At 41.8% G+C, this 12,701-nt stretch carries 12 protein-coding genes and 1 pseudogene; 5 read left to right on the top strand and 8 right to left on the bottom strand.

Features of this window, described 5'->3' with window-relative positions; genetic code table 11:
• The 7 genes and pseudogenes from Aru01_RS10410 to Aru01_RS10380 form a co-directional block, all read right to left on the bottom strand.
• Window positions 1-618, bottom strand: a pseudogene (locus Aru01_RS10410) (protein TolA); the annotation flags it as partial.
• A 3-nt stretch (window positions 619-621) separates the two neighbouring features.
• Window positions 622-1,074 carry a protein TolR gene (gene tolR, locus Aru01_RS10405; protein WP_016655394.1) on the bottom strand — a complete coding sequence of 151 codons (453 nt, stop codon included), beginning with the start codon at window positions 1,072-1,074 and terminating at the stop codon, window positions 622-624.
• Window positions 1,074-1,772 (bottom strand): protein TolQ, encoded by a 699-nt coding sequence (gene tolQ, locus Aru01_RS10400; protein WP_016655395.1) that lies wholly within the window; start codon window positions 1,770-1,772, stop codon window positions 1,074-1,076. The genes tolR and tolQ overlap by 1 nt, the downstream gene beginning before the upstream one ends.
• A 24-nt stretch (window positions 1,773-1,796) precedes the next feature.
• Complete coding sequence (ybgC, locus tag Aru01_RS10395; RefSeq protein ID WP_016655396.1) at window positions 1,797-2,204, bottom strand: tol-pal system-associated acyl-CoA thioesterase; 408 nt, start codon at window positions 2,202-2,204, stop codon at window positions 1,797-1,799.
• A 344-nt stretch (window positions 2,205-2,548) separates the two neighbouring features.
• Entirely contained in the window at window positions 2,549-3,556 is a 1,008-nt protein-coding gene (ruvB, locus tag Aru01_RS10390) for a Holliday junction branch migration DNA helicase RuvB (RefSeq protein WP_040331126.1), read from the bottom strand.
• 15 nt (window positions 3,557-3,571) lie between these two features.
• A complete protein-coding gene (gene ruvA / locus Aru01_RS10385; RefSeq protein WP_016655398.1) occupies window positions 3,572-4,174 on the bottom strand; it encodes a Holliday junction branch migration protein RuvA in 603 nt (200 codons plus the stop codon).
• 107 nt (window positions 4,175-4,281) lie between these two features.
• Window positions 4,282-5,622: a deoxyguanosinetriphosphate triphosphohydrolase gene (locus tag Aru01_RS10380; protein WP_016655399.1), complete on the bottom strand. Its 1,341-nt coding sequence runs from the start codon at window positions 5,620-5,622 to the stop codon at window positions 4,282-4,284.
• A gap of 299 nt (window positions 5,623-5,921) precedes the next feature.
• On the opposite strand from Aru01_RS10380, the gene purL reads away from it, so the two are divergent.
• The 4 genes from purL (at window position 5,922) to Aru01_RS10360 (ending at window position 11,034) form a co-directional block, all read left to right on the top strand.
• The gene (gene purL / locus Aru01_RS10375) at window positions 5,922-9,758 is read left to right on the top strand and encodes a phosphoribosylformylglycinamidine synthase (RefSeq protein WP_016655400.1); all 3,837 of its coding nucleotides are present in this window, start codon (window positions 5,922-5,924) and stop codon (window positions 9,756-9,758) included.
• 206 nt (window positions 9,759-9,964) lie between these two features.
• Window positions 9,965-10,105, top strand: coding sequence for a hypothetical protein (locus Aru01_RS10370; protein ID WP_016655401.1), 141 nt, complete (start codon window positions 9,965-9,967; stop codon window positions 10,103-10,105).
• A gap of 133 nt (window positions 10,106-10,238) precedes the next feature.
• Window positions 10,239-10,718 (top strand): hypothetical protein, encoded by a 480-nt coding sequence (locus Aru01_RS10365; RefSeq protein WP_051145759.1) that lies wholly within the window; start codon window positions 10,239-10,241, stop codon window positions 10,716-10,718.
• A gap of 4 nt (window positions 10,719-10,722) precedes the next feature.
• Window positions 10,723-11,034, top strand: a complete 312-nt coding sequence (locus Aru01_RS10360) for a YqfO family protein (protein WP_040331086.1) — start codon at window positions 10,723-10,725, stop codon at window positions 11,032-11,034.
• 61 nt (window positions 11,035-11,095) lie between these two features.
• On the opposite strand, the gene Aru01_RS10355 is transcribed toward Aru01_RS10360, so the two are convergent.
• Window positions 11,096-11,896, bottom strand: coding sequence for an enoyl-CoA hydratase-related protein (locus Aru01_RS10355; RefSeq protein WP_016655404.1), 801 nt, complete (start codon window positions 11,894-11,896; stop codon window positions 11,096-11,098).
• A 101-nt stretch (window positions 11,897-11,997) separates the two neighbouring features.
• On the opposite strand from Aru01_RS10355, the gene Aru01_RS10350 reads away from it, so the two are divergent.
• Window positions 11,998-12,582, top strand: coding sequence for a nicotinate-nicotinamide nucleotide adenylyltransferase (locus tag Aru01_RS10350; RefSeq protein WP_016655405.1), 585 nt, complete (start codon window positions 11,998-12,000; stop codon window positions 12,580-12,582).
• Window positions 12,583-12,701: the final 119 nt, after the last annotated feature.

Genomic DNA, 12,701 nt, shown 5'->3' with positions numbered 1-12,701 from the left:
AAGCTGAGCATCTCGCTGTTGCTGCGCTTTAAGCTGGGCTTCTTTCTGTTGCTGCGCTTTTTGCTGTTGAATTTTCAACTGTTCAGCTTTTTGCTGAGCAGCAAGTGCTGCCGCAGCTTGCTGCCGTGCTTTCTCTGCTGCAAGTTGTTGCTGTCTGACTTGCTCTTGAGCTTTGGCTTTCTCTGCTGCTGTTTTTGCATTACGTGCATCTTCGACCGCTTTTAAGCGTGCTTTTTCAGCCACAGCAGCTTGTTGGCGTGCTTGTTCTGCCGCCTGAGCTTGGGCCTTTTGCTCTGCTGCATGTTTTTGGGCTGCGAGCTTTGTGGCAGCAAGTGCTTGTAACTCAGCAGGAGAGGGACCACTAGGCTCTACAGCAGGACTAGGCTCAGTAACATCCACCATCACAGGTTCAGTCTCATCGGTATGTTCAACTGGAATCGGTTCTGGTGGCGGTATATCCTCAGGTTTAATCAGGATAGTCTTGATTCGCTTAGGAGGCTCAGGTGGTTTGCTTAAGCCCAAATACAGCAGACTACTGATCGCCACGATATGCACGGCTACAGTAAAACCAATGGCAATAGCTTTGTCTTTAGACACTGCTGGTTTTGAATTCTTCATAGCTTATTTGTTCGGCTCGGTCAGCAGGCCAACTTGAGACAGGCCTGTTTCTTGCAAACTCGACATCAGCGCAATGACGTCACCATAAGGTCGTTCTTTATCACCTTTGACCAGTACGCTGAGCTGTTGTTGATTACCTTTTGCTTCCGTTTGTGCCTCAGTTAACACTTGTTTAAGTTGCTCTAAACTTATCGGTTCGCTTTCACTATGTGATTTATAGCTTAAAAAGATTTCGCCAGATTTGTTTAAAGACACAATTGCCGGTGTATTCTTCGACTCAAATGTAGTGCTATTGGCCTGTGGTAAGTCCACATCTATGCCAGCGGTAATCATCGGTGCTGTTACCATGAAAATCACCAAAAGTACCAACATGACATCGATATAAGGCACCACATTCATTTCACTTTTCAGTGGTTTTTTGACGCGTTGGAAGCGTCTAGAACGTTGAATGGCCATTATTCTGCTTCCTGTGTAGTACCCACAGAGCGACGTTGCAATAAAGCGACCATTTCTTCTGAAAATAAAGCTCGATCAGAATATATTTCTTCACCTTTAGAGGTGTAATGGTTAAATGCTAATACTGCAGGGATTGCGGCAAATAGACCAATCGCAGTTGCAATCAGTGCTTCTGCAATACCCGGAGCTACTGTTGCTAAAGTGACTTGGTCAACCTGAGCTAAGCCAATGAAAGCATTCATAATGCCCCAAACCGTACCAAATAAACCAACATAAGGTGCTACTGAACCGATACTGGCTAAGGCATTGAGTCCTTTTTCTAATTGACCCTGATCACGGCTTAGACCTACAGAGAGAATACGCTCAGTACTATCAATACAGTCACGCGGTGTAGCTTGGCGTTTCTCAAGTTTATAAAATTCGCCTATACCGTGATAAAAAATATCTTCTAAACCTTCGCGCTTTGAATTGAGCTGTGCATTGTTAAATAGAGTGGAGAGCTCTGCACCTGACCAAAAGATTTTTTGGAAATGTTCATCGCCCTTGCGTGCTTTTTTATAGCTTAAATGTAATTTGGCAATCAGGTACCAGCTCAATAATGAGGCAAGTACCAGTGCCAGCATGACCAGTTGAACCACTGGGCTTGCTTGTAAAATTAAATCAGAGATATGCAGTGTAGATTCGAGTTGTGTTGCCATAGATAGTTGTGCCGATCATAATTTTTATTCATGCGCTAATTCCTTTTGAATTAGTTCATGGATTTCGCTTGGTAAGCGGAGAGGTCTCATATTTGCACCTATACATGCCAACTCAACCTCACCAGATGCAAGCATGATTTCACCACGATAAATATTTTGTTGCAACACAAAAGATGTTGCTTTACATGAAACAACATTTGCACTTACTGTAATTAAATCATCCATTAAAATTGGCCGCATGTATTTAACAGCAATTTTATGTACGACAAAGTTGTAATCTTTTTGGTGCCAATAATGACCGATGCCTGAAGCACGTAACCATTCAGTTCGTGTACGTTCCATAAAACGAATATGATTGGCATGATAAACGATGCCACCAGCATCAGTATCTTCCATATAAACACGGATTTGGAATTCGAATTGGTTTGCCATGTAAGAGTATCCCGGTGTTAAAAGGCATTTGTCTGTACAAATGCTCTAACAGGTTAAAAATGAAAATATTGTTATGCGCAGCCTTGGAAGTACAAGAGCATTACGTGCTGTGCGGATTTTAGCATAATGAATGTACTGGCAAATGGCGCAAGTCGCCAAACTGCGTGTTGCTCAATCTGATAAAAAACAACCACTTTATCCGTAGATAAAACTGTGACTTAGCAACAAAGTTTAAATGTTTAATGTTGTTTTATTTGTTATTTATTTGATGTTTATTGTTGATTTAAAAAGAAATTATGTGTTGAACGATAAGTCTGCTGAGTAGACTTATCGTTACAGTTTGCTTACTTTTCTTTAGGCTCAGGTGGTGTCATACCAAACTGTAAATAGGCTTTATGAGTGGCAATACGGCCTCTTGCAGTACGCATGGCATAACCTTGTTGGATCAAATAAGGCTCAATCACATCTTCAAGCGTACCAGCATCTTCTGCCATGGCTGCTGCTAAGGCATCTACACCCGCAGGCCCACCATCGAAACGTTCTAACAACAGACTCAAATAACGACGATCTAATGTGTCGAGTCCTGCTTTGTCGACATTTAGCATATCGAGTGCACGTTGTGCCATTTCTTGTGTAACTTCACCTGTACCTTTTACCTGTGCATAGTCGCGAACTCGACGTAGTAGACGATTGGCTATCCGAGGTGTACCACGTGAGCGTCGTGCAATTTCTTCTGCACCCGAAGAGGTTGTAGGAACATCCATAAGGTGTGCAGATCGACTCACAATATGCGTAAGGTCTTCCACTGAGTAAAATTCTAAACGTTGTACGATGCCAAAACGATCACGTAGCGGAGAGGTGAGTAGGCCTGCACGTGTCGTTGCTGCGACTAGAGTAAAAGGGGGAAGATCCAATTTAATCGAGCGGGCTGCAGGTCCTTCACCGATCATAATATCGAGTTGATAGTCTTCCATTGCAGGATAGAGAATCTCTTCGATGACTGGTGAAAGGCGATGAATTTCATCGATAAATAATACATCGCCTTCTTCGAGGTTGGTCAACATTGCAGCCAAATCACCAGCACGTTCAAGTACCGGTCCAGAAGTTGATTTGAGGTTTCCCCCCATTTCACGTGCAATGATATTGGCTAGCGTTGTTTTACCAAGACCCGGTGGGCCAAAAATTAAAGTGTGATCGAGTGCTTCTCCACGGCCACGCGCAGCACCAATAAAGATTTCCATTTGCTCGCGCACCACAGGCTGACCAATATAGTCACTGAGACTGGTTGGGCGAATGGCACGATCAAAATGATCTTCAGGTTTTTCACTGCCACTAATTAGGCGATCTTGCATCATGGTTGGGTCAACTTATTTCATCATCGATTTGAGGGCTGCACGGATAAGATCCGCAGCTTCGCTAAATTCGGCTTTGACTGCCGCAACTGCCTTTTGCGCTTCGATTGGTTTGTAACCCAGCGATTGTAAAGCAGCCTCAGCTTCAGCCACAGCAGAGTTTGCATTAAATTGAATTTGTGTATGTGTACCAGAAGCACCAGTTGATGTTGTTGAAAGCTGCTTAAAGCGATCACGCAGTTCAATCATGAGGCGTTCAGCGGTTTTTTTACCAACACCGGGAACTTTAATTAAGGTGTTAATATCTTCAGTTTCAACAGTTTGGATGAGTAGTTCAACGCTTAAAGTCGATAAAATACCCAGTGCCATCTTGGGGCCTACACCATTGACTTTAAGTAAGGTACGAAAGATCAACTTTTCTTGGCCATGCATGAAGCCATAGAGCTGTTGGGCGTCTTCACGTACAACCAAGTGCGTCCACAGTGTAACTTTTTGGCCTTTTTGTAGTTGGCAAAAGGTTGATAAAGGCGTATCGACTTCATAGCCAACACCATTCACATTGAGTAAAACGCAAGGCGCTTCTAAAGCCAAAACTTCACCCGTTAAACATCCGATCATGTTTGAGTCACTTCTTTATATATGTATAAGTTAATGCGGCAATAGTAGTCGGCATTTGTCCCAAAGGCAAAAACCTAACATTGAAGACGAAACATTTCATCATGATGTTAGAGAAAACCAATTTTATTGCCTTGTAATTCTTGTGCCAGCTGATAGGCCTGATGATCAGAAAACTTACTAATCACATCAAGTACCTGCATAATATTGTCATAGTGATGCCCACCAAGATCAGCACCTGCATGTTGTAAAATCGTCATGAGGCGATTTTCTTTAAAACTTAAACTTTTATTCGGTGTTGTAAGTGGTATGAACGCATCCAATAAGTGCTGCAGGCTTTCATGTGCGATTATTTCTAGTCCTGATTTTTGTGGATGTTGAAAAATCTTGGTTCTGGCCAGCTCTTTTGCATTTTCAATACCTTGTTCAATATCTGGGCTACAGTATTGTAATAAGCTGCCTTTAAGCTGCCCAGAGAGAATTTGAAAATGATGTTTGGCAAAGGCAGAACTGACTTCTTCAACTAATCGTTTCATCACTCGCCCGCGTAATGCCGCAATTTTTTGTTGCCAAGTGGTATTGGGTTTCACCAACTCCTCAGGTACAGGATATTCACCAATTAAATTTAAAAAAACTGGTTCAACTTCTGCATAGCTGAGCATTTGTAAGGTAATTCCATCTTCTAAATCAATCAGGGCATAACAAATGTCATCTGCGGCTTCAAGTAAATAGGTTAATGGGTGTCGGCAGTAGTGATAGTCACCTAATTGAATCAAGCCCAGTTGTTGTGCAATTTGCTTTAAGATCTCTTTTTCTGACTGATAACAGCCAAATTTAGCACGTTGACTCGCAGGGATATCACCTTGGGCTGCAATGGTTTTTGACAGCCAAGGATACTTAAGGTAAGCACCTAATGTGGCATAAGTCAGACGCATCCCTCCATCATAAGGGTGATAATCAATTTTACTCAGTAAACGTAGGCCTTGGGCATTGCCTTCAAACTGACGGACATCGGCTTGTTGCTCTGGACTTAAATCTTGTAAGAAATTGGTGTGTGAAGCATCATCAAACCACTCACGAATTGCATACTCCCCAGCATGACCAAAAGGTGGGTTACCGATATCGTGTGCTAAACAAGCAGCTTGAATAATTGCACCAACATCAGCAGGTGAAATCCACATGGGCAATTCATGTTGAATTTTTTCTGCAGCAAGCATACCTAATGAACGACCAATACATGAGACTTCGAGTGAATGGGTGAGGCGGGTATGAATACCATCATGTTGGCTAAGTGGGTGAACTTGGGTTTTACGATTTAATTGACGAAAACTTTGTGAAAAAATAATACGGTCATAATCTTTATGAAAAGGGCTACGTGCCTGTTCGGAATTTTGCTTTTTTGTTCCAAGTCTTACTGTTGATAACAGTTCTAACCAACGCATTTGTGTCATTTATCATTATTCACTCTGTATTTCTTGGCATCATGCCAAAAAAACACACCAAGCACTAGCTGAATTGCTGTTGATTGCACTCTAGTGCGACATAATTTGTCTTTCAATCCATGCGAACAGCGGGGTGCTAACATGGATCTCTATCATTGATCTCTATAAATAGAGTGAAATAGTTAAATACCTATATTTAAAAAGTGGATATGACTAGCTGAAAAGCAGCTTTCGCAGTAGAATATGCGCTCTCTTCAAAGTCACATTGTGGTAGGTTAAGCAAACTTGCCCGTGGAGCCAAAATCAGCATGTTTATCGTGGCCGGTGCCCCAGCACACTCATCTTTTAAGAAAACTCAACTCCTCAACCGTTTGACGTCCGTGAGTTCTGTTCAATCTTTTGACAGCCAATGGGTTTATTTGTTTGACCAAGCGCTAAACGAGCAAGAGCAGCAATCTGCGCTACAACTGCTTAACGATGGCGAAAGCTATACTTTACGCCGAGCAACGAGTGATGAAATTCAAATCCTCGTGACACCACGTGTCGGTACAATCTCACCGTGGTCGTCTAAAGCGACGGATATTTTTGCCAATTGTAATACGCCTATACACCGCCTTGAACGCGGTGTTTTGTTTACACTCAAGGGTGTTTCTGAACTCAGCGCTGAGTTAAAACTGGCATTACATGACCGTATGACTGAAAGCGTTTTTGAGCAAATTGATGCTGCAACTGCGTTATTTTCAGAAACTGAGCCTAAGCCTTTAAATGCGATTGATATTTTAGGTCAAGGTAAAGAAGCATTAGTTCAAGCCAATAACGAATTTGGTTTTGCACTGTCTGCAGAAGAAATCGATTATTTAACCGAAGCATTTATTAAACTGGGTCGTAATCCACACGATATCGAACTCATGATGTTTGCACAGGCAAACTCTGAGCACTGTCGTCATAAAATTTTCGGTTCAGAATGGACAATTGATGGTGAGGTTCAACCATTATCATTGTTCCAAATGATTAAAAATACTTATAAAGAGTCACCAACAGATGTGTTGTCTGCTTATAAAGACAACGCTTCGGTTATCGTAGGTTTTGACACGCACCGTTTCTATCCTAAAAAAGATTTAGACACTGGCCATTATGTATATAAATATAAGAGCCAAGCTGCACATATCCTCATGAAAGTAGAAACACATAACCACCCGACAGCAATCGCTCCGTTTGCAGGTGCTGCAACAGGTTCAGGTGGTGAAATTCGTGATGAAGGTGCAACAGGTCGTGGTGGTAAGCCAAAAGCTGGCTTAACGGGTTTTACCACATCTAACCTTAATATTCCTGGTTTTGAACAACCTTGGGAAGAAAATTACGGTAAGCCTTCTCGTATTGCTTCACCTTTACAAATCATGATCGAAGGCCCACTGGGTGGCGCGGCATTTAATAACGAATTTGGTCGTCCAGCACTTAACGGTTATTTCCGTACTTTCGAGCAAAACGTTAATGGTGATGTGAAAGGTTTCCATAAACCAATTATGATTGCTGGTGGTTACGGTAACATTCGCCCTGACCATGTTGAAAAAGATCCAATCCAACCGGGTGATCTATTGATCGTTCTGGGTGGTCCTGCGATGTTGATTGGTCTTGGTGGTGGTGCTGCATCTTCTGTAGACAGCGGTACCATGGGTGAGAGCTTAGATTTTGCTTCTGTACAGCGTGAAAACCCGGAAATGGAGCGTCGTTGTCAAGAAGTCATCGATACCTGCTGGCGTTTAGAAGACGAAAACCCAATCGTTTCTGTACACGATGTGGGTGCGGGCGGTATTTCAAATGCAATGCCAGAATTGGTCAATGACCATGAGTTGGGTGCAATTCTTGATTTACGTAAAATTCCATCGCTAGAGCCTGGCATGTCACCAATGGAAATCTGGTCTAATGAAGCACAAGAGCGTTATGTCTTGGCAATTCGCCCAGAATCTTTGGCTGAGTTTGAAGAAATTTGTGCACGTGAGCGTTGCCCATTTGCCGTACTTGGTGAAGCGACTGAAGCACGTGAGTTGATCGTTGAAGATCCACTGTTTGAAAACAAAGCAGTAGATATGCCAATGCAGGTGATGCTCGGTGGTACACCACGTATGAGCCGTAGCTATGATAGCGCACCACGTCAAGGAAATGACTTTGATGAAAATACTGTAGATCTTAAAGACGCAATTTTCCGTGTCTTGAAAAACCCAACAGTTGCTTCAAAATCATTCTTGATTACTATTGGTGACCGTTCGATCACTGGTATGGTAGCGCGTGATCAGATGGTTGGTCCGTGGCAAGTTCCAGTGGCTGATGCTGCTGTAACCACTACGAGTTTACAAGGCTATACTGGTGAAGCAATGGCAATGGGTGAGCGTCCTCCTGTTGCATTATTAAACCCAGCAGCTTCTGCACGTTTAGCTGTGGCTGAAGCGATTTCAAACATTATGTGTGCCAATATTGACCAGATTAGCGACATTAAATTGTCTGCAAACTGGATGGCAGCAGCTGGGCAAGCGGGTGAAGACCAAGCTTTGTTTGAAGGTGTTAAAGCGATTGGTATGGAAATGTGTCCAGCCTTGGGTATTGCGATTCCTGTAGGTAAAGACTCATTGTCAATGCGCACCACTTGGCAAGATGAAGGTACAGATAAATCAGTAACTTCACCAATGACAGGGGTAATTACAGCCTTTGCACCAGTTGTCGATGTACGTAAGACATTAACACCAGAGCTTAAATCTGACTTTGATAGCGTATTGGTTCGTATTGACCTATCTAAAGGCCAGTTCCGTTTAGGTGGTTCAATTTTGAACCAAGTGTTTAAGACGATTGGTCAAGTAACACCTGATGTTGATAACTTTGATGACTTCAAAGCTTTCTTTGCACTTGTACAAGATTGGAATAACCGTGGTTTGATTCAAGCTTATCATGACATTGGTGATGGCGGCCTATTGGCTACAGTTGCTGAAATGATGTTTGCATCACGCTTAGGTGTTTCGCTACAAGATCAAACGACTGCCGCATTGTTCGCTGAAGAAATTGGTGCAGTATTGCAAATGCGCCGTGCGGATTGGGATGCAGTTCAAGCTGAACTTGCAGACTCTCTGCTTAAAGATGCGATCAGTGTTGTTGGTCAATTGAATCAAACTGAACAGTTGAACATCAATGGATTAAGTCTAGCTCGTGTTGAATTACAACAAGCTTGGACTGAGGTTTCTTATCAAATCCAGCGTTTACGTGACAACGTAGAAACAGCAGATCAAGAATATCAATTGATTGCAGATAGCAATCATAAGGGTTTGATCGCACAGCCTACATTTGATTTAAATGAGCCAATTGAAGCACCATACTTAAATTCACGTCGTCCAAATATGGCAGTGTTGCGTGAGCAAGGTGTGAACGGTCATGTAGAGATGGCAGCTGCATTTGATAAAGTTGGCTTTAATACTGTCGATGTACACATGAGCGATTTGCTTGCAGGCCATATTGATTTGGATGATTTCCAAGGTTTAGTGGCTTGTGGTGGTTTCTCGTATGGTGACGTACTTGGCGCTGGCGGTGGTTGGGCGAAATCAGTATTGTTCAATGCTAAACTACGTGATCAATTTGAAAAATTCTTTAACCGTGAAGAAACATTCAGTTTAGGTGTATGTAACGGTTGTCAAATGCTGTCACAGCTTGCACCGTTGATTCCTGGAGCTGATGCATGGCCTCGTTTCCATCGTAACCGTTCTGAAATGTTCGAAGCGCGTGCAGTCAACGTTCGTGTAGAAAAATCTAACTCGATTTTTTTGGCTGCTATGCATGGTTCGATTTTACCTGTAGCTGTTGCTCATGGTGAAGGTCGTGTAGTCGCTAATCTTGAGCAATTCGCAACGTTGAAAGCACAAGATCAAGTAGTATTACGCTATGTCGATAGCCAAGGTAAAGCAACTGAGAAATATCCACTCAATCCGAATGGTTCTCCTGATGCGATTACAGGCCTAACGTCGTTAGATGGTCGTGCAACGATTATGATGCCACATCCAGAACGTACATTCCGTGCGGTTCAACATTCATGGAAACCTGAAGAGTGGACTGAAGATGGTGCATGGTTACGTATGTTCCGTAATGCTCGTAAGTTCGTAGGTTAATTGGTTTTAAATTAACTTCAGTGTTAAAAAAGCCACCTTCGGGTGGCTTTTTTATATGTATTAAAGTGATTAATTAAAAAATATTACTACTGAGTTATGCAAGGAGTAGGGACATAAAGTGAGTAACAATTTAAGAGCAAGAATAATTGCTTTAAGTGTACAAATAGCTTAAACATGGGAGATGAAGACATGGGGAGGCAAAGGATATGTTAAAACCAGTTGTTCTACATCATTTAAATTTAGCACCTAAACAGCAGCTACGCCAAAGAGGGTGGCGCTATTTTATTTTGGTGCTTACGATACAGTTTTTCTTTATTGTCTGGGCTGCCTATATGCAGGCAGTATAATTTTTATGATATTTTAACGTACAAACTTTAGTGCGATGTATGCTGTAGTGCGCTAAAGTTTGTCAATTCTAGCTTCGACCGATGAGATTTGAGCGGCTGGCATGACTCAATTTAAACTTTCTTGATCTGTATGATGAAACTTTGTCTATATAAACCGTTGTTGCTTCTTTTTAGCCTTACATTTTTAACGGCTTGTTATCCAATCTATAAAACCTTACAACCTGAGATCAATGTTACGGTGCAAGATGAGCATGGCAAATCGCTTGATCAAGTTCCGGTCATGCTTATACGTGAACCCAATGTGGGCATGGGCTATCGTTATAGTTTACTCAATACCGAGCAAGGTCAGGTACACTTTAAGCGACTTGCTGAATGGCGAGTTGAGTTTCTCATGATGCATGGCGCAGTAAATTATCGTTGGTATTTGTGTGTTGCAGAGCCTGGTTATGAAACTCAATCAGAAATTGTGGTTGATCAAAAAGATATCAAAATTGTGTTGAAAAAACCAAGCCAGAAGGCCAAGAAGATCAATCCAGATATGCCTGATATCTCGATCAGCAACTGTGATCAAAGGCCATTTTTCGAAATTACTCCAGCAAATGAAAAAGAATGACATCATGTTGAAACTTGTCTATTACGTACCAGATTCACATTTAGAGCAAACCAAGACTGCCATTTTTAACGCAGGGGCAGGGACAATCGATCAATATGAGCACTGTGCTTGGCAGGTATTAGGGACGGGACAGTTTAAACCGATGAAGGGTGCTGAGCCTTTTATTGGTATAGTTGGCGCACTTGAAAAAGTTCCAGAATGGCGGGTTGAGCTGATTGTTGCTGAATCTTGTGCAAAGCAAGTTTTAGCTGCATTAAAAGCCAGTCATCCTTATGAAGTTCCTGCTTATGATTTCAGTCAGCTGATTGAAATATAATTTGATGAAATCATTTAAAGTGTACCTTCTCCTTGATCAGGAGAAGGTAAGCATGGGGCGCTTAATTAAATTGACTAAAATCAGGTTTACGTTTTTGCATAAATGCCTGTACAGCTTCCTGCATTTCAGGAGATTTCACACGACGCATAAAGATTTCAGCTTCATCATCAATACATTGAATAATTTCAGCAAGATCTGACTTCATCAAGGCTTTACTTTGTTTGAGTGAGGCTAACGGTAAGGCGGCAAGATGCTGCGCTTGTTGTTGTGCATGCGTATAGACGTCTTTTTCAATACTGGTAATTAGACCAGCACTCAGGGCTTTTTCACTATTAAATTTTTGTGCAGTAAACATAAGTTCAGCTGCTTTTAAATAACCTGCTTGTTTGCTCAGTATGCGGCTTGCTGCGCCTTCAGGAGAGAGGCCAAGACTAACAAAAGGGATTTGGAATAATGCAGTTTCATCACTATAGACCATATCTGCATGCAACAAAATTGTTACACCAATTCCAATGGCTACACCACGTACTGCAATAATTAATGGCTTAGCAAAGCGAGCTGCGGATTTTAATAATACAAATGGGGGAGCATCACCTGCTTTTTCAGGTAGGGGCATTTGAATGAAGCGCATAAAATCTTGCATATCATTGCCAGCAGTGAAGTCAGCATCCGCACCTCTAAGCACAACAACACGAACTTCATTGCTTTGATCGGCTTGGTCTAAAGCTTGAGCAATGCTTAAATATAAATCACCGTATAATGCATTTTTTGCTTCTGGGCGTTGGATGGCTAGGGTCAGTATGCCATGTTCAAGACTTGCATTTAAATGTTGCTGTGGCTGTTGAATACAATGCAGTGTCATCGTGCTATCCTTGTTATATATTTAACTGTATTAATCAGACTATTATGGCGCAAATGGGTGACAAAATCGTAACTCATGCGTTCATATTCGATGAATGAATTATGATTGAACGATTTGATGACTTGGTCTACATCGGCCGCTTTCAACCTTTTCACTTGGCGCACATGCAGACAGTTCAAATTGCACTGCAACAAAGTGATCGCGTAATTTTAGCGTTAGGTTCAGCTCAAAATCAGCGCAATATCAAAAATCCGTTTACTGCGGTTGAACGGGAGCAAATGATTTTGTCTAATTTCTCTTTTGCTGATCAACAGCGTATTCGTTTCGTACCCATCGTTGATGTGTATAACGATGTTAAATGGGTAAACTTAGTCAAAGATCAGGTAAAACAGCTGGCTGATCCACAAGCTAATGTTGGGCTGATTGGACATTTTAAAGATGACTCATCTTATTATCTTGAGTTATTTCCCGAATGGACTTTACTTGAACTGGATAGTTTAAAAGATGCTATTTCAGCGACCCCATTGCGTGAAGCCTATTATCGGGGGGAAATATCTCAGTCCGAGTTTCCAGCAGGAACCATTGCTTTTTTAGAAAAATTTAAGCAAAACCCCATTTATCAACAATTACAGCAAAAATATGAAAATCATGATCGTAGTGATTTAAACCTGCTTAAGCTTGAGTAAATGTGTAAACTTATAATGAGTTTTTAGTGGTGTGTCGCGAATAGCGATAGATCATATATGAATTGATATCCCGTGCTGTATTTTGTTTTCGCTTGATTTAAGCGAAGATGCGGATACTG

Origin of the sequence: Acinetobacter rudis (assembly GCF_000829675.1) — a bacterium.
Classification (GTDB): Bacteria; Pseudomonadota; Gammaproteobacteria; order Pseudomonadales; family Moraxellaceae; genus Acinetobacter; species Acinetobacter rudis.
The sequence above is the reverse complement of the archived record's forward strand: the minus strand, read 5'-3'. Positions and strand labels throughout refer to the sequence as shown.